General features: G+C 74.4%; 14 protein-coding genes. 4 read left to right on the top strand and 10 right to left on the bottom strand.

What is annotated here, in order from left to right:
• The first annotated feature begins 234 nt into the window (after positions 1 to 234).
• Positions 235 to 1344 carry a DUF5937 family protein gene (locus tag ABTY56_RS18825; protein ID WP_350630036.1) on the top strand — a complete coding sequence of 370 codons (1110 nt, stop codon included), beginning with the start codon at positions 235 to 237 and terminating at the stop codon, positions 1342 to 1344.
• A gap of 250 nt (positions 1345 to 1594) precedes the next feature.
• Here the strand turns inward: ABTY56_RS18825 and ABTY56_RS18820 are convergent, their stop codons facing one another.
• Both ABTY56_RS18820 and ABTY56_RS18815 read right to left on the bottom strand, forming a co-directional pair.
• Positions 1595 to 2311, bottom strand: a complete 717-nt coding sequence (locus ABTY56_RS18820; RefSeq protein WP_350630035.1) for a YcnI family protein — start codon at positions 2309 to 2311, stop codon at positions 1595 to 1597.
• A gap of 148 nt (positions 2312 to 2459) precedes the next feature.
• Positions 2460 to 3167 carry a hypothetical protein gene (locus ABTY56_RS18815; protein ID WP_350630034.1) on the bottom strand — a complete coding sequence of 236 codons (708 nt, stop codon included), beginning with the start codon at positions 3165 to 3167 and terminating at the stop codon, positions 2460 to 2462.
• A 213-nt stretch (positions 3168 to 3380) separates the two neighbouring features.
• Between ABTY56_RS18815 and ABTY56_RS18810 the strand changes: the two genes are divergently transcribed.
• Genes ABTY56_RS18810 through ABTY56_RS18800 form a run of 3 tightly spaced genes read left to right on the top strand, consistent with a single transcriptional unit; the run spans position 3381 to position 6340 of the window.
• Positions 3381 to 4475 (top strand): ABC transporter substrate-binding protein, encoded by a 1095-nt coding sequence (locus tag ABTY56_RS18810; protein ID WP_350630033.1) that lies wholly within the window; start codon positions 3381 to 3383, stop codon positions 4473 to 4475.
• Complete coding sequence (locus tag ABTY56_RS18805; protein ID WP_350630032.1) at positions 4476 to 5534, top strand: FecCD family ABC transporter permease; 1059 nt, start codon at positions 4476 to 4478, stop codon at positions 5532 to 5534. It abuts the gene before it with no gap.
• Positions 5534 to 6340: an ABC transporter ATP-binding protein gene (locus ABTY56_RS18800; protein WP_350630031.1), complete on the top strand. Its 807-nt coding sequence runs from the start codon at positions 5534 to 5536 to the stop codon at positions 6338 to 6340. Before ABTY56_RS18805 ends, ABTY56_RS18800 begins: the two co-directional genes overlap by 1 nt.
• A gap of 64 nt (positions 6341 to 6404) precedes the next feature.
• Here ABTY56_RS18800 and ABTY56_RS18795 read toward each other — a convergent pair whose 3' ends face one another.
• The 8 genes from ABTY56_RS18795 to ABTY56_RS18760 all read right to left on the bottom strand — a co-directional run bounded on the left by ABTY56_RS18795 (position 6405) and on the right by ABTY56_RS18760 (position 15989).
• Positions 6405 to 7349, bottom strand: a complete 945-nt coding sequence (locus ABTY56_RS18795) for an L-tyrosine/L-tryptophan isonitrile synthase family protein (RefSeq protein ID WP_350630030.1) — start codon at positions 7347 to 7349, stop codon at positions 6405 to 6407.
• A gap of 111 nt (positions 7350 to 7460) precedes the next feature.
• Positions 7461 to 8732 (bottom strand): cytochrome P450 family protein, encoded by a 1272-nt coding sequence (locus ABTY56_RS18790; RefSeq protein WP_350630029.1) that lies wholly within the window; start codon positions 8730 to 8732, stop codon positions 7461 to 7463.
• A 38-nt stretch (positions 8733 to 8770) separates the two neighbouring features.
• Positions 8771 to 10603 (bottom strand): asparagine synthase (glutamine-hydrolyzing), encoded by a 1833-nt coding sequence (gene asnB / locus ABTY56_RS18785; protein WP_350630028.1) that lies wholly within the window; start codon positions 10601 to 10603, stop codon positions 8771 to 8773.
• 41 nt (positions 10604 to 10644) lie between these two features.
• Positions 10645 to 12009 carry an MFS transporter gene (locus ABTY56_RS18780; protein ID WP_350630027.1) on the bottom strand — a complete coding sequence of 455 codons (1365 nt, stop codon included), beginning with the start codon at positions 12007 to 12009 and terminating at the stop codon, positions 10645 to 10647.
• Positions 12010 to 12361: 352 nt separating this feature from the next.
• Entirely contained in the window at positions 12362 to 12844 is a 483-nt protein-coding gene (locus tag ABTY56_RS18775; protein ID WP_350630026.1) for a copper chaperone PCu(A)C, read from the bottom strand.
• Entirely contained in the window at positions 12841 to 15027 is a 2187-nt protein-coding gene (locus ABTY56_RS18770; RefSeq protein WP_350630104.1) for a heavy metal translocating P-type ATPase, read from the bottom strand. Before ABTY56_RS18770 ends, ABTY56_RS18775 begins: the two co-directional genes overlap by 4 nt.
• Before the next feature lie 44 nt (positions 15028 to 15071).
• The gene (locus tag ABTY56_RS18765; protein ID WP_350630025.1) at positions 15072 to 15293 is read right to left on the bottom strand and encodes a hypothetical protein; all 222 of its coding nucleotides are present in this window, start codon (positions 15291 to 15293) and stop codon (positions 15072 to 15074) included.
• 138 nt (positions 15294 to 15431) lie between these two features.
• Positions 15432 to 15989 carry a TetR/AcrR family transcriptional regulator gene (locus ABTY56_RS18760; RefSeq protein WP_350630024.1) on the bottom strand — a complete coding sequence of 186 codons (558 nt, stop codon included), beginning with the start codon at positions 15987 to 15989 and terminating at the stop codon, positions 15432 to 15434.
• Between the last annotated feature and the right edge of the window lie 395 nt (positions 15990 to 16384).

Raw genomic sequence — 16384 nt, 5'->3', positions numbered from 1 at the left:
CCGGCCTCCGCCGTCGGAAGGTCCTCCCTGCGACGGGGACGGGTGTCTCTGGTTCGGAGTCGGGTCGTATCGGTGGGCGTGACGGGTGCGGTGAGGGTTGCCGTGACGGGTGCGGTGACCGCTGCGATGCGGTGGCCGCCATCCTGCGCAGATGCGCCGCGAAAAGTCCCGTCGTTTGACGACATCCGTCAAATGACCACCCTGTTGCCGGTGGGGCGGGTGCAGCATGGGTGCATGAGCGTCTGCATCGACATCGCGGGGCTGCGACCGGAGCACGTCGCCGCCGTACCCTCGCCGCTGGCCGAACTCGGCATGGCGCTGCACGCTCTGGCCGAGCCCGGCCACCACCCGGGGCTCCAGGGCTGGGCGGCCGGCGTGACCGCCCGACTCGACCCGCACCTGGCCGACCGGCTGTACGAGGTCGACTTCCTCTGGCGGACGACCTTCTCCGACCTCTTCCTCCCCTACGCGGGCATCCCCGGCGGCGCGACCCGCCCCGGGACCACGCTCCGCGAGGAGCTCGACCTCCTCGACGAGCTGAGCGACGAGCAGTTCGTCGACGCCGCGCTGGAGTTCAACTACCCGACGCCGTACGGCGATCCGAGCCCCGGCCCGCTCGACGCCCCCGGGCAGCACCGCCGCGCCCTGGAGCTGGCCGCGCTGCGCGGGCCCCGCCAGATGCGCTTCAGCGACCGGCTGCTGACCGACCCGCCCCAGATCCGGCACTGGCTTCGCCGGCTCCTGGAGGACTGCGACGAGGCGTTCTTCGCGGACACCTGGGCCCGGCTGCGCCCCCGCCTCGCGGCCGACACCCGCCACCGGACCGAACTGCTGCGCCGCAAGGGGGTGGCCGAGGCGCTCGCCTCCCTGTCGTCGGCCGTCACCCTGGACGAGGCGCAGGCCCGGGTCACGGTCGACAAGGTCGGCGCCGGCCGGACCGCCACCGCGGACCGCGGCCTGCTCCTCGTGCCCACCAGCGTGGGCTGGCCGCACCTGATGGTGCTGCACCGCGACGGCTGGCAGCCCGTGTTGCACTACCCGATCGCCTCCCCCGAGCTCGGGACACCGCCCCCTTCCGTCGAGCAGGTCACCCTGCGCCTGGCCGCCCTCTCCCACCCCGCCCGCATCCGCCTGTGCCGCCACCTGGCCCGCGGCGCCTACACCACCAGCGAACTCGCCCAGATCCACGGCCTGAGCGCCCCGGAGATCTCCCGGCACCTGGGCGTCCTGAAGAAGGCCGGCCTGGTGACCACAGAGCGCCGCGGCCGGTACGCGCTGCACCAGCTCGACGTCACCGTCGTCGCCCGCCTGGGCAGCGACTTCCTGGAGGGCGTCCTCCGCTGACGGCGCCGCGGGCACGGCCGCCCGACGCCGGCGCGGAGGCCGGTGGAACGGCCTGCGGGCCGCCGGGCCGTCCTCGCCTGCACGCTCCGCCTCACTCGCACCACGCGTCGGCCGCCGGCCCCGTCGCCCCTGATCGCCACTGATCGCCCGGATTATCGGCCGATCCGCAGTCGCCTGGTCGACCTGCACCGACGGGGCGGTGCGCGTAGAGCCCCGGGTGGGCACCTTGCGGCACCCACCCGGGACGGGTTCAGGACCGGTCGCCGGTACGGCGGCGCAGGCCCAGGACGCCGAGGGCGCCGCCGATGATGCCCACGACGATGCCCGCGATGCCCAGGACGCGGGCGGCGGTGTCGGAGGTCGACTCGGCCGCGGCAGTGGTGGGCGCGGCGTCCGGGTGGTGGGCGTCACCGTCCGCGGCGGCCTTGGTGAGCGTCAGGGTCGGGGCGGGGTGCTGGGGCTCGGGCTGGCCGGCCGCGGCCTCGTCGATCCACCGCACGACGTTGCCGTCGTCGTAGGTCTGCAGCGCCTTGAAGACCACCTTGTCGGTGTCGGTGGGCAGCGGACCGAGCGAGATCCGGAAGTCCTGGAACTGGCCGGGGGCGATCTTCGTGCCGGCGTCGGCGGTCCAGGTGACCTTGGAGACGGCTTCGGTGATCTCGTCCCCGTCGTCGGTCTTGATCGGGGTGGCCAGCTTCGTCTTCTCCGCGGTGGCGGTCCAACCGGGGATCGGCTCGGTGGCGACCGAGGCGACCGGGTGGTCGGCCGGCAGGGTGACCTCCAGCTTGGTGGTGGAGGCGGTGTCGCTCTCGTCGGGCACGCGGAAGGCGACCGCCGTGTAGCCGCCCTGGGCGGCGGTTCCGGGCTGCACGGTGACGTGTGCGAACGCGGGGGCGGCGGTGGCCAGCAGGGCGGTGGCGGCCAGTGCGGCCGCGGTGGCGGTGCGGCGGGTCACGAGGGAACGCATGGGTGGGGCTCTCCGTCCGGGAGAAGGGCACGGTACGGACCGGCGCGGCGTGGGTGCCGTGGGCCGGGGTCCGTGCGGGATGGGGTGATGACCGGAGCGACGCGGGCCGATCGGCGGTGCGGGCCCGAGCGGCCCGTCCGACGTACGGCTACGCGTTCACCACCCGTGGAGGTCCCCGGAGGACGAGGGTGTGTCGCAGCACGACCGGCCCGCACCGCACGCCTTCGGCGCTGGGGGCCGGTCCGGTACGGAGGGTTCCCTGCGGCCGGACGGGAGCGTCCTGGCCGACCAGGCGGGCCAGGGTGTCGCGGAACCGCCGCCGCCAGTCACGGGCCGACTCGGGCAGCGCTCGGGCCAGGTCCATCAGGTGCCAGAGCACCGTTTCGACGTGGTGCAGCAGCCATCCCGTCGCGAGCGTCGCGCAGGCGTGGGCGGCGAGCATCGCGGGTGAATGGCCGAGCGCGCCCCCGTGCGCCGCCGCGTGCACGGCGCCGCCGCCGGTCACGGCAGCCGGGTGGTGCATGTGGAGGTGGCCGCCCGGAGCGGTGGGGGGCTTCGCCCGACCCGGCGGAGGTACGACCGGGCTCGCCTGGAACAGCAGGTGCAGGCCCAGCTGGCCTGCCGAGAACATCCCCGTGATCTCCGGCAACGACCGTTGCCTCCCGGCCCCGAAGGCGCCGACTACTGCCGTGAGCGCCCAGCCGAGGAGGAGCGGCCCCGTGCCCACCTGTCCGCCGGCCATCGTGTGGGCGGCGGCTGCGAGCGTGAGGCTCACCGAGGCCAGCACGAACGCCCGCACCAGCCGGACGTCTGCGGCGGCGGTGCGGGAGCCTCGGGCAAGGGCGCGTGCGGGCATGGCCGCCCCATCATGACAGCCCCGGCCGGGGTGAGGTGCCCTGCCCCCGGAGCCCTCGGCCGCCCGCTCCGCTCACCCCTTCCGGAGGACCGCCGTGTCGGATGCCGTCGAAATCCTCCCGGGGTCGCGGGAACTAATCGCTCCTCCGGTCCGACTACCGAAGCCGGGTGGCAACCGTCGGCCGCCGTAACCGAATCCCTTCAGGAGAGTTTCATGCGTTCTCGTGTGCTGTGCGGCATGGCCGCCGCCGTCGCCCTGCTCGTGACGGGCTGCGGCAGCAGTGGGGGTGCCGCGTCCGGCGACGCCGGTGCCTCCGCGGCCGCCGCACCGGGCGGCGGGGCGGCCGGGTCGGCCTTCCCGGTCAAGGTCGCGGACTGTGCCGGGAAGGAGACGGTCTTCGACTCGGCGCCGAAGAAGATCGTCACCAGCAACGCCTCCAGCCTGGAGATGCTGCTGCAGCTCGGCGCGGGCGACCGGGTCATCGGAACGGGCTTCCCGCCCGGCAAGGGCACGCTGCCCGCCGACATCGCGGACGCCGGCGCCAAGGTGCCGGTCCTCGGTGACATGGTGATCCCGAAGGAGAAGCTGCTCGGCTCCGGCGCGGACCTGTACGTGGAGACCTTCGCCGACATGGGAGGCATGGGCGGCGGCATGGGAACCGCCCCGACCGCCCAGGAGTACCAGGCGGCCGGGATCAAGCGGGTGTTCCTGCACTCCACCGCCTGCGCCGCGACGGCCCCGGCCGCCGTGCAGGACCTGACCGGCGTCGAGGGCGACATCAAGAGCCTCGGCCGGGTCACCGGCACCTCGGCCAAGGCCGACGCGCTGGTCGCGGACATGGAGAAGAAGGTCGGCGCCGTGCAGACCGCGCTGGCGGGCGTCGCGGCGGACCAGCGGCCCGGCTACTTCTTCTTCGACTTCGACGCGGGCACCAAGCAGCCGATGGCGGTGGGCAACCGGCAGGTGGCCAACGCGGTGATCACCCTGGCCGGCGCGCGCAACGTGTTCGGCGACGTCGACGGCGACTTCAAGCCCGTCTCCTGGGAGGACGTCGTCGCCAAGAACCCGGACTGGATCCAGCTCGCGGTGCGCAACCGGGGCAGCGACGCCGAGAACAAGAAGGCCTTCGACGACGCGGAGAAGTTCCTGCGCGACTTCCCCGCCACCAAGGGCCTCAAGGCCGTCCAGGAAGGCCACTTCGTGCGCGTCGGCTCCGAGGTGACCACCATCGCCGGCACCCGCAACGCCGACACCGTGCAGCAGATCGCCCACACCCTCTTCCCCGACCAGGTCAAGGACGCCCAGTAGATGACCGCCGCCACCGCGGCGACCGGCCGCCGGCCCGCGCGCACCGCGCGGGCCGGCGTCGTCGCGTCCGCCCTCTCCCTCGCCCTGGTCCTCGCCCTCACCCTGGCCGTGTCCCTCGGCTCCGTGGACATCCCCGTCCGCGAGGTGTGGACGGTCGTCGGCCGTCGGCTCACCGGATCGACCCCGGACGCCGGCACCCGGGACCTGATCGTCTGGCAGCTGCGGATGCCCCGCGCCCTGCTGGCCGCGATCGTCGGAGCCGGACTCGGCCTGGTCGGCACCGCCGTCCAGGCCCTGGTCCGCAACCCGCTCGCCGACCCGTACCTCCTCGGCATCTCCTCCGGCGCCTCGCTCGGCGCGGTCTCCGTCATCGTCCTCGGGGCCGGCACCGGCTTCGCGTTCGGCTTCGGCGTCTCGGCCGCCGCGTTCGCCGGTGCCCTGGCCTCCTTCGCCCTGGTCTGGGCGGTCGCCCGGCGCGGCGGCGGGTTCGCCCCGATGCGCCTGGTCCTCGCCGGGGTGGCCATCGGGCAGTTCCTCTCCGGCTTCACCAGCTTCCTCGTCCTCCAGGCCGGCGACGAGCAGCAGACCCGGGGCGTGCTGTTCTGGCTGATGGGCAGCCTCGGCGCCGCCACCTGGGACCAGCTCGCCGTCCCGGCCGTCGCCGTCGCCCTGGGCTGGCTGGCGCTCCAGGGCCGCGCCCGGCACCTGAACGCGCTGCTGATGGGCGACGAGACCGCGGCCGGCCTCGGCGTCGACACCGCCCGGCTGCGCCGAGAGCTGTTCGCCGTCACCAGCCTGCTCACCGGCGTCCTGGTGGCGGTCTCCGGCGCGATCGGCTTCGTCGGCCTGCTGGTGCCGCACGTGTGCCGGCTCGTCGTGGGCGGCGACCACCGCCGCCTGCTGCCGCTCTCCGCCCTCACCGGCGCCGTCCTCCTGGTGGCCGTCGACACCGTCGCCCGCACCGCCCTGGACACCCAGGAGCTGCCGATCGGCGTCGTGACCGCCGTCATCGGCGCACCCGTCCTGCTGTACCTCCTCGACCGGAAGCTGGAACGCTGATGAGGATCACCGTCGAGGACATCACCGTCACCCTGGGCGGGCGCGACGTCCTCTCCGATGTCGGCCTGATCGCCGCCGAGGGCGAGATCGCGGGGCTGGTCGGGCCGAACGGCAGCGGCAAGTCCACGCTGCTGCGGACCGTCTACCGGCATCTGCGTCCGCACGCCGGGCGGGTGCTGCTGGCCGACCGGGACGTACGGTCCATGGCCCCGGCCGAGGTGGCCCGGCACATCGCGGCGCTGCCCCAGGAACGCGGCTCGGACTTCGAGTTCACCGTCCGCGAGGTCGTCGCGATGGGCCGGACACCGTTCAAGCGCGCCTTCGCCGGGGACGACGACCACGACCGCGCGGCCGTGGCCGAGGCCCTGGAGCGGGTCGGTCTCCAGCCGTACGCGGAACGCCAGTTCGCGGAGCTGTCCGGCGGCGAGCGCCAACGGGTCCTGCTGGCGCGGGCGTTCGCCCAACAGCCGGACGTGCTGGTGCTGGACGAGCCGACCAACCACCTCGACGTCCAGCACCAGGTGGAGCTGCTCGCCCTGCTGCGCGAACAGCGCCGCACCACGCTGATCTCGCTGCACGACCTGAACGCCGCGGCCTCGCTCTGCGACCGGCTGCACGTCCTGCACGACGGCGCTCTCGTCGCCTCCGGGACACCCCGGGAGGTGCTCACCCCGGACGTGCTGGCGACGGTGTTCGGGGTGCGGGCCGCCGTGGTCGAGCACCCGCTGACCGGGGACCCGCTGATCGCCTTCGACCACCGGAACACCGTGCCCGACCCGGCGGCGGAGCCGGCCGTCACCGTGTGAGGCCGGTACGGGCGGCCCCCGGTCCCCCCACGGGACCGGGGGCCACCCGTGCTGCCGGAGGTGGTCAGGAGGCCTCGAAGTGGCTGGGCCGGCCCTCGCGCAGCACCAGGGTGCCCTGCCGCTCGGCATCGGCCCGGCGCATCAGCTGCCAGCTGCCGTCGGGCCGGTGCAGCACGGCCGAGTGCCACGGCGTGGTCCAGGCGTCGGGGGCGTCGAGGAGGCGGATGCCGAACTTGGCGGCTCCGCGCGGCTGCGGGTGGATGGACAGGCGGACGGTGCGGGGGTGGTGCTCGGCGATGAGGTCGCCCCAGGCGCGGCTGCGCTGGATGACTCCGTAGGCCCGCTGCCGGCACTCCCGCTGCAGCGCCGACTTGGTGCCGGTGAAGTCGACGGTGTCCTCGGTGAGGAAGCGGGTGATGCCGCAGTAGAGGGCGAGGGTGTGCTCGTCGCTCTTCACCTCGGCGCGCAGTTCCTCCACGGTCGGGGCGTGGGCGGCGTGGACGCGGGCGCGCTTCTCGTCGTACGGGAGGTCGCCGAGCACGTCGCGCAGGTCGAAGACGGACAGGTGGGTCAGGCCCTCGCGCCGGATCATGGCGGCGAGTTCGTCGGAGTAGGCGTCGATGTGCGGATCCGGGACGCGGATCAGGTCGCCGAAGATGTGGCCGTCCGAGCAGATCTCCATCCGCGCACCCGGCTCGTACACCTCGCCGACCGCCCGGCAGAGGTCGTCGAGGAAGGTGAGGGAGAGGCGTTCACCCTCGTCGGGGAGGTGGCCGAGGACCTTGTCGGGGCTGGGTGACTTGCAGGGGAAGCCGGGCAGGGTGAACACGATCGGATCGCCGTTCTCGACGAACTCGGCTATCTGACGCAGCTGTTCGGGGAAGTCGTCGACGGTGGCCGGGGTGGCGGTGTCGGTGGCCCGGCGGTGCGGCAGGAGCAGGTCGAGGACGGCGGCGCAGGTCTGCCGGACGTCTCTGGAGGTGGGCGTGGCGGTACCGGTGGTGGGCATGCGGCTTCTCCGTGAGGGCATGGCGGGATGGCGCCCCGGCGCCCGCGCCTTCCGGTGGAGGGCGCGGGCGCACCAGGGCGCTGCGAACGGACTGGGGTGTGGCCGGGTCGGTCAGGCGCGCTTGTCGTAGGCGACGGGCAGCTGGTTGACGCCGCGGGCGAGGACGGCCGGGATCCAGGTCAGGTCGTCGAGCGGTCCCGCGGGCCGCAGGCCGGGCAGGCGGCTGAGCAGGGTGGCGACGGCGATCTGCAGTTCGGCGCGGGCGAGGGCGGCGCCGGGGCAGAAGTGGATGCCGTGGCCGAAGGCGAGGTGGGAGTTGGGGCTGCGTTCGAGGTCGAGGGTGTCGGCGTCCGGGAACTGTTCGCCGTCACGGTTGGCGGCGCACAGCGAGACGATGACGGAGTCCCCGGCCGGGATGCGGGTGCCGTGCAGGTCGCTGTCCTCGGCGAAGAACCGCCAGGTGGTGAGCTCGAAGGCGCTGTCGTAGCGCAGGAGTTCCTCGATCGCCCGGGGCAGCAGGGCAGGGTCCTCGCGCAGCCGTTCCAGCTGCTCGGGGTGGCGGAGCAGGGTGATCAGCATGGTGGTGATCTGGTTGGTGACGGGCTCCTGGCCGGCGACCAGGAGCTGGAAGATCATCGAGTCGAGTTCCTCCTGGGTCAGCTCCTTGCGGTCCTTGGCGACGACCAGGCGGGAGAGCAGGTCGTCCTCCCAGTGCTCGCGCTTGTGGGCGACGACGTCGGCGATGTAGGTCTGCAGGCCGAGCAGCCGGGCCTCGTAGGCGGGGCGGCCCGGGTCCTGCGGGCCGACGGGCTGGACGACCTTGCCCCAGTCGCGGTCGAAGCGGGCGGCCAGCTCCGGGGGCAGGCCGATCACCTCGGCGAGGACCCGGAAGGGGTAGTGCGCGGCGAAGCCCGCGACCAGGTCGGCGCCGTCCTCGGCGGGCAGCTCGTCCACCAGGGCGTCGGCGATCTCCTGGAAGCGGGGCCGCAGGGCCTCCACCCGGCGCGGGGCGAAGGCGTCCAGGACGAGGCGGCGCATCCGGGTGTGCTCCGGCGGGTCCTGGTGCAGCAGGTGGACCTGGAGCTGGGAGTGCTGGGGCTCGGGCATGATCGACGCGAGGGAGCGCCAGTTGTCGTTGCCCAGGCGGTGGTTCTTTCCCAGGCGCGGGTCGTTGAGCGCGGAGTGGGCCGCCTCGTAGCCGGTGACGAGCCAGGCGGCGATGCCGGAGGGGAAGCGCACCCGGTGGACGGGTCCGGCCTCGCGCATCCGGCGGTACAGGTCGTACGGGTCGGTCTTGTACGCGGAGCCGTACAGCGGTATCGGTTCGCCGGCGGTGGCGCCGGTGACGGGGCAGCGGCCCTCGGTGCGGTCGGGGGTGGTCATGTCCGGTTCCTCCGGGAGGGGTGGTGCGGCGGAGAGGTTCAGAGGGCGAGGGCGGGGCGGTGGTGGTCGAGCCAGAGGGCGAGGTCGACGACCCGTTCCAGGCGGAGCCGGTGGCCCCATGCCAGCTGGTCGGCGGGGGCGTCGAGGGTGGCCTTGACGGCCGTCTCGTCCGCGATGTCGCGGACGTGCGGCGCGTCCAGGGCCTCGCGGGCGAGCCGTTGGAGGCCCGCGTTGTAGTCGGCGTGGTGGGTGGCCGGGTAGTGGTTCTTCGGCCGCCACAGCACCGAGTCCGGGGCGATGCCCTGGCCGGCGTCGCGCAGCAGGCTCTTCTCCCGGCCGTCGTGGTTCTTCATCGCCCAGGGGGTGTTGAAGGCGTACTCGACCAGGCGGTGATCGCAGTAGGGGACGCGCACCTCCAGGCCCTGGGCCATGCTCAGCCGGTCCTTGCGGTGGAGCAGCTGGCGCAGCCAGCGGGTGAGCGAGAGGTGCTGCATCTCGCGCCGGCGGTGCTCGGCCGGGCTCTCGCCGTCCAGGTGCGGGACGGCCGCCAGGGAGCTGCGGTAGGTGTTCTCGCGGAACTCGCGGATGCGCAGGTGCGCGGCCAGGTCGGGGTGGAGCGGCATGGCGGCGTCGTCGCCGGTGACGAGCAGCCAGGGGAAGGTCTGTGCGGCGAGCGCCTTGGGGTTGTGGAACCAGGGGTAGCCGCCGAACACCTCGTCCGCCGCCTCGCCGGAGAGGGCGACCGTGGAGTGCCTGCGGATCTCGCCGAAGAGCAGGTAGAGCGAGGTGTCCATGTCGCCGACGCCGATCGGCGAGTCCCGGGCGACCACGACGGCCCGCCGGTTGTCCATGTCGAGCAGCGCCCGCGGGTCGAGGACGACGGTGGAGTGCTCGGTCCCGATGAAGGCGCCGGCCTCGGCGGCGTACGGGGTGTCGTGGCCGGTGCGCAGCACGTCGCCGGTGAACTGTTCGGCCTGGTCGCTGTAGTCGACGGCGTAGGAGCGCAGTTTCGCCTCGGGGCCCTGGGTGCGGCGGAGTTCGTCGGCGATGAGGGCGGTGACGACGGTGGAGTCGAGGCCGCCGGAGAGCAGGCTGCACAGCGGGACGTCCGCCTCCAGCTGCGACCTGGCGGCGCGGTCGACGAGCTCACCGATCCGCTCCTTGGTGGTCTCCAGCCGATCCGGGTGCGGGCGGGCGGTGAGCTCCCAGTAGCGGCGCTCGCGGATGCCGTCGCGGTCGAGGACGAGCAGGCCGCCGGGGTGGACCTCGTGGACGCCGGCCCAGACGGTGGGGCCGGTGTTGAACAGCAGGCTGTACGCCTCGCGCAGGCCGTCGGCGTCGACGGTGGGGGTGACCTCGGGGTGGGCGAACAGCGCCTTGGGTTCGGAGCCGAAGACCAGGCCGCCGTCGACGGCGGCCCAGAACAGCGGCTTGACGCCGAGCCGGTCGCGGACCAGCAGGAGGCGCTGCTCGCGCTCGTCCCAGATGCCCAAGGCGTACATGCCTTCCAGGTGGTCGACCAGGGCGTCGCCCCACTCCTGGTAGGCGCGGAGCACGACCTCGGTGTCGCTGCGGGTCTCGAAGCGGTGGCCTCGGCCTCGGAGTCTGTCCCGCAGCTCGTGGTGGTTGTAGACCTCGCCGCTGTAGGTGAGGACCACCTGTGGCCGGTCGGGGCGGTCGGCCATGGGCTGGGCGCCGCCGTCGATGTCGATCACGGCGAGCCGCCGGTGGCCGAGCGCGGCGTTGCGGCCGAGCCAGACGCCGCCGGCGTCGGGGCCGCGCAGGGCCATGGTGGCGGTCATCGCCTCGATGACGGGGGCGCTGTGGCGGACGTCCTGGTGGAAGGACACCCAGCCGGTGATCCCGCACATGCGTGTGCTCCTGACGGTGAAGGGGGGTGGAGGAGGAGGGTTCAGACCGTGCGGGGCGCGGACCGGCCGTGCGACGCCAGCAGCGCGACGGCGAGGCAGGCGCCGGCCGCCGCGAGGCCGAGGCCGGTGTGCAGGCCGGCCGTACCGGCTCCGCCGAGGCTCCAAGCGGCGGTGGCCAGGGCCGGGCCGAGGGTGAAGCCGAGGCTGCGGGCGAGCTGGACCGTGGAACTGGCGGTGGCCGTCGTCGCCGGGGTGGCGGCGCTCATCACCAGGGTCTGGGTGGGCCCGCCGTACAGGCCCATCCCGGCCCCGGCCAGGGCGAGGCGCCAGGCGATGTCCGGCAGGCTCCAGGTGGCGCCGAGCGGCACGAGCAGGAGGAAGCCGAGCGCGGTGAGCGCGACGCCCGCGGTGGCGGTCCGCCGGGCGCCGAAGCGGTCGGCCAGCCTGCCGCCGAGCGGCCCGCCGATCCCCATGGCGAGGGGGAAGCAGAGGATGGTCAGGCCGGTGGCGGTGGCGCTTTCGGCCTCGTCGCGCTGCAGGTGCAGGGCGAGCAGGTAGTGGACGACCGCGAAGGACGCCGCGACGGCCAGGACGGCCGTGGTGAGCCCCGCCGTCCGACTGTCCCGCAGGACGGCCAGGACCGGGCGGCCGCCGCCCCGGCGCAGCCACCACAGGACCAGCGGACCGGCGGGGGCCGCCAGCAGCAGCCAGGGGGCCGCGTCGGCCGACAGGGTGAGCCCGAGCAGCAGTGCGGCGACGGATCCCCCGATCAGGCCCGCGTCGGCGAGCTCGGCACGGCCGGGAGCGCGCAGGACGCCTCCGGCGGGGACGTGGCGGCGGGCGACCAGCCAGGCGGCCAGGCAGACCGGGAGCTTGACGAGGAAGATGGCCCGCCAGCCGAAGTGGTCGAGCAGCAACCCGCCCAGGGCCGGGCCGGTGACGGCGCCGAGCGGCCCCAGGGTCGCCGGCACGCTCATCGCCCGGGCCCGCAGCTGCGGCCGCACCGAGCGCATCGCCAGCACCGGCATCAGGACGAACAGCACGGCGCCGAAGGCTCCTTGGACCACCCGCGCCACGATCAGCGCGCCGGCCCAGGGCGCCGCGGCGGCGGCCACGCTGCCCAGCGCGAAACCGGCGACGGCGGTCAGCACGGCCGGCCGGGTGCCGACGGCGTCCAGCCAGCGGCCGGCGGGCAGGAGCAGGGCCACCAGCGGGAGTTGGTATCCCAGGACGGCCCACTGGGCGGTCTGGGCGGATATGTGGAAGCCGTCGGCGAGGTCGGCCAGTGCGATGTTGACGATGTTCATGTCGAGCATCGCCACGAACGACAGCATCCCCGCGACCGCGACCAGGCTCCAGCGGTCCGCCGCTGCCTGCGGCACCTGCTGTGCCGTCGGCGCGCTCACCGGGCGATCCCCGTGACATCGGGTCCGAACCCGTGCGACGAGCGTTCGTTGGACCGCATGCTCCGTCCTTCCTCCTGGAACCGGGCACCGTCGGCAACGGCACCCGGCACACGAGTCGGACCGGGACCCCGGGAAGTTCCGAACACCTGCATGATTCTTTTCCGGACGGAGGAACGGCTCGGCGCCGGGAACCGCAACACCCGGCACGGCTCGGACGCCGGAACGTGAGCGCGGCCCACTACCGCCGCCCCGCACCGCTGACGGAGGACGGGCAACCACTCCCGGACGGGTCCGGGCGGGCCGGGTCCAGGACCCGACCCGCCCGGGAGGCCGCTCGTCGGCGTCGCCGGAGTCAGCGCGCGGACGCGCCGAGGCCGCCCGGCGGCACGGCCAGGGCCTGCACCACCAGGTCGGGTGTGTCCCGGAACCGCAGGGTCAGCTCCAGCCGGTCGCCGGGGCGCAGCGTCGGCGGACGCGGCAGCAGCAGGTCGGTTCCTTCGGGGCTCATCCGCAGCTCGCCCCGGGCGGGCACGGTCGCCCCCGCGACGGGTGTCCAACTGCCGGAGGCGCCGCGGTGGACGTGCTCCTTGAGGATCGCCTCGCCGCTGCTGCCCCAGCGGGCACCGGTCAGACGGTCCGGTACGTCCCCGGGGTTGCGCAGGACCACGAGCGCGGCCGTGGGCGCGCCGGGGGTCGCGGGCACCAGGACCTTGGCGTCCACCGCCTCCACGGGCGCCGCGCGGCCGGCCCGGCCGGCCGCGCTCCAGGCCGTCAGCAGGACGAGCGTGGCGGCGACGGCGAGCGGTGGGAGCGCCGCCACGACGCGGCGGCTCACCGGGTGCCCCGCCGGGCCGGGGCGGGCTGCCAGGTGCGCAGGCGCAGGCTGTTGGCGACCACCAGGACGGAGCTGGCGGACATGGCGAGCGCCGCGATCATCGGGTTCAGCAGGCCGAGGGCGGCGAGCGGCAGCAGTACAGCGTTGTAGCCGAAGGCCCAGGCCAGGTTGGCCCGGATGGTGCCGAGGGTGCGCCGGGCGAGATGGGCGGCGGTGACCAGGGAGTCGATGTCGCCGCGGACGAGGGTCAGTCCGGCCGCGCCGATCGCGGCGTCGGTGCCGGAGCCCATGGCGATGCCGAGGTCGGCGGCGGCGAGTGCGGCGGCGTCGTTGACGCCGTCGCCGACCATGGCCACGCTCCGTCCGGCGGCCTGGAGTTCGGCGACCACGGCGGCCTTGCGCTCCGGTGTGGCGGCGGCGTGCACGGTGGTGATGCCGAGTTCGGCGGCGACCGCGCGGGCCGGGCCGGGGCGGTCGCCGGTGAGCAGCACCACGTCGGCGCCGAGCTCCCGCAGTCGCCTGACGGACCGCCAGCTTCCGGCCCTCACGGTGTCGCCGACGGTGAGGACGGCGGCGGGGCGGCCGTCGACCTCGACCAGGACGGCGGTGCGTCCGTCCTCCTCGGCCTGTGCCAGGGCGTCGTGCAGCACGGCCTCCCGCGGTGGCTCCTCGGGTCGGCCGATGCGCACGTCACGACCCTCGACGGTGGCCCGTACCCCGGTGCCGGCGGTGGCGGCGAAGCCGGTGGCGGCCGGGAGCGGGCCCGTCCGCTGCCGGGCGGCGTCTGCGACGGCGCGGGCGATCGGGTGTTCGGAGTGGTGCTCGACCGCGCCGGCCAGCCGCAGGACCTCGTCCGCGTCGACGCCCTCGGCGGGGGTGAGTCGGACCAGCTCCATCCGGCCGGTGGTGAGGGTGCCGGTCTTGTCGAGCACCACGGTGTCGATCCGGCGCAGGCTCTCCAGTACCTCGGGTCCGCGCACCAGCACGCCGAGTTCGGCGCCGCGCCCGGTGGCGGCGAGCAGCGCGGTGGGGGTGGCCAGGCCGAGTGCGCACGGGCAGGCGACCACCAGCACGGCGACGGCGGCGGTGACCGCCGCCTGGGTGTCGGCGCCCGCGCCGAGCCAGAAGCCGAGCACGCACACGGCGACGGCCAGGACGGTCGGGACGAAGACGGCGGCGACGGCGTCGGCGAGCCGCTGGGCGCGCGCCTTGCCGGCCTGGGCGTCCGCGACCAGGGCGGCGATCCGGGCGAGCTGGGTGTCCGCGCCGACGGCGGTGGCCCGCACGACCAGCGAGCCGCCGACGTTCAGGGTGGCGCCGGTCACCCGGTCACCCGGGCCGACCTCGACGGGCACGCTCTCGCCGGTCAGCACGCTGACGTCCACTGCCGAGCCGCCCTCGACCACCACGCCGTCGGTGGCGATCCGTTCGCCGGGGCGGACGGTGAACTCCTGGCCGGGCGTCAGCCACTCGATCGGGACGGTCCGTTCCTCGTCGCCCCCGCGCAGCGTCACCTCGCGGGTGCCGAGCGCGGCGAGCGCGCGCAGGGCCGCCCCGCCGCGGCGGCGCGCCCGGCCCTCCAGGAGCCGCCCGCCGAGCACGAACAGCGGCACGCCGACGGCGGCCTCCAGGTACACGTGGGCCTCGCTGCCGGAGGCGGTCAGCGTCATCGGCATCCGCATTCCGACGGTGCCCGCCCCGCCGAACAGCAGCGCGTACGCGGACCAGCCGAAGGACGCCACGACGCCCAGGCTGACCAGGGTGTCCATGGTGGCGCCGGCGTGCCGCAGCCCCTGCCAGGCCCGCCGGTGGAAGGCGGCGGAGCTCCAGGTCACCACAGGCAGTGCCAGGACGAAGCACAGCCACTGCCAGCCGGCGAACTGCCAGCCGGGCACCATCGACAGGGCCAGCACCGGTACCGCGAGCACGGCGGTGACCAGCAGGCGCAGCAGATCGCCGCGGTCCCCGCCCCCGTCCCCCCGCGTCTCGGCGTCGGTGGGATCCTCGGTCACCGGTTCCGCGGTGTAGCCGGCCCGTTCGACGGCGGCGATCAGCTCGGCCACGGGCGTGCCGACGGGGTGCAGTACCCGAGCCCGGCCGGTGACGAGGTTGACGCTGGCGCTGACGCCGTCCAGGCGGGCCAGGCGCTTCTCCACCCGGCCCACGCAGGCGGCGCAGGTCATCCCGCCGACGACGAGGTCGCTGACCTGGCTCTGCGCCGTGGCGCTCACCGGCCGTCCTCCCCCGACGTACCGTCCATGCCGTCCATACCGGGCATCCCACCGTGCCCGTGCCCGGTCCCGGGGCCGCCGGTGGCGGGGCGCAGCCCGGGGGCGACCGGGCCGACGGCGTGGCCGAGGGTGTAGGACGCGGCGAAGACGACGACGAGCAGGAGGGCGAAGCCCGCCAGGACCAGGGGCGGCCGGAGAGCCGGCTTGGCTGTGTTCACACCGCACCAGTCGTGGCGCACCGGCCCCGAGTTCCCGCTGTGACCGTCATCACCCGAACGGCCCGGCCGGCCAGGCACGACTACCCGGCGCGACCGGCCGGTCGTCAGGCCTGACCGGCCGTTAGGTCTGACCGGTTGTCAGGTCTGACCGGTCGGCCGCAGTTCACGCTCGAGGGCGGACAGGGCGAACGTGTGCGCGGAGGCGTGCTGCCAGCGCGCCCGTCCGAACATCACGTCGCCGGAGAGCCCGTTGAGCATGGCCACGGCCCTGATGACGAACTCGGGGACGTCCACGTCGGCGAACTGCCCCAGGGCCCGGCCCTCCAGGAGGATGGCTTCCAGGCGCTCCTCCCAGGCGTCGGACAACGCGGTGAGCAGGTGCCGGCCCGCGTCGTCGTGCTGCTGGGCCAGGACCTGCGTCCACAGGGCGTAGCGTTCGTCGCCCTGGTGGCGGGGCAGGTAGAAGCGGACGAACAGCGCCAGCTTCTCGGCCGGTGATGCGGCCTCGTCCGCGGCCCGCTGGAACCGGGCCCCGAGGTCCGCTTCGCTCCAGGCGAGGACCTCCAGCAGGAGGCGGTCCTTCTTGCCGAAGTGGTAGAGGATGTGCCCGGTGCTCATGCCGGCCCGCGCGGCGATGTCCGACATCCGTACGGCCGCGGCGCCCTTGTCGGCGATGGCACTGATGGCGGCCCGCATCGCCCGTCCCCGTGCCTCGTCGCCGCTGGGCTGGCGCTTCCTGCCCGTTGAGGTCCGGGCAGGCTGGGGAGTGGCACCCGGGCCGGCGCTCGTCGCGGGCCCGGCCGCGCCGTCCGGTGAGATGAAGCGCTGCGGCCGTGCGGGCTCGGACTCTGGCATCGGCACGGCCTCACCTCGGTTCTGGGATCTAGATCAGTAGTCTAGACTGAAAATCTAGTCAGCCAACCCGACCAATCCCAGGAGACACCCGCATGACGCGCGGATTCGACGTCGTGGAGACCTGTATCGCCGACCTGCGCGCGGCGCTGGAGAAGGGCGAGACCACCGCCGTCGCGCTGCTCGACGCCTACCTCGCCCGGATCGAGGCCTACGACCGGCCCGGCACGGCCACCGCG

This window comes from Kitasatospora sp. NPDC097691, assembly GCF_040302665.1.
Taxonomy (GTDB): domain Bacteria; phylum Actinomycetota; class Actinomycetes; order Streptomycetales; family Streptomycetaceae; genus Kitasatospora.
The sequence above is the reverse complement of the archived record's forward strand: the minus strand, read 5'-3'. Positions and strand labels throughout refer to the sequence as shown.

Bases quoted from the DNA above. Each gene is read 5' to 3' on its own strand.
- ABTY56_RS18825 (WP_350630036.1), top strand. From the start codon at position 235: ATGAGCGTCTGCATCGACATCGCGGGGCTGCGACCGGAGCACGTCGCC.
- ABTY56_RS18820 (WP_350630035.1), bottom strand. From the start codon at position 2,311: ATGCGTTCCCTCGTGACCCGCCGCACCGCCACCGCGGCCGCACTGGCC.
- ABTY56_RS18815 (WP_350630034.1), bottom strand. From the start codon at position 3,167: ATGCCCGCACGCGCCCTTGCCCGAGGCTCCCGCACCGCCGCCGCAGAC.
- ABTY56_RS18810 (WP_350630033.1), top strand. From the start codon at position 3,381: ATGCGTTCTCGTGTGCTGTGCGGCATGGCCGCCGCCGTCGCCCTGCTC.
- ABTY56_RS18805 (WP_350630032.1), top strand. From the start codon at position 4,476: ATGACCGCCGCCACCGCGGCGACCGGCCGCCGGCCCGCGCGCACCGCG.
- ABTY56_RS18800 (WP_350630031.1), top strand. From the start codon at position 5,534: ATGAGGATCACCGTCGAGGACATCACCGTCACCCTGGGCGGGCGCGAC.
- ABTY56_RS18795 (WP_350630030.1), bottom strand. From the start codon at position 7,349: ATGCCCACCACCGGTACCGCCACGCCCACCTCCAGAGACGTCCGGCAG.
- ABTY56_RS18790 (WP_350630029.1), bottom strand. From the start codon at position 8,732: ATGACCACCCCCGACCGCACCGAGGGCCGCTGCCCCGTCACCGGCGCC.
- asnB (WP_350630028.1), bottom strand. From the start codon at position 10,603: ATGTGCGGGATCACCGGCTGGGTGTCCTTCCACCAGGACGTCCGCCAC.
- ABTY56_RS18770 (WP_350630104.1), bottom strand. From the start codon at position 15,027: ATGACCTGCGCCGCCTGCGTGGGCCGGGTGGAGAAGCGCCTGGCCCGC.
- ABTY56_RS18760 (WP_350630024.1), bottom strand. From the start codon at position 15,989: ATGCGGGCCGCCATCAGTGCCATCGCCGACAAGGGCGCCGCGGCCGTA.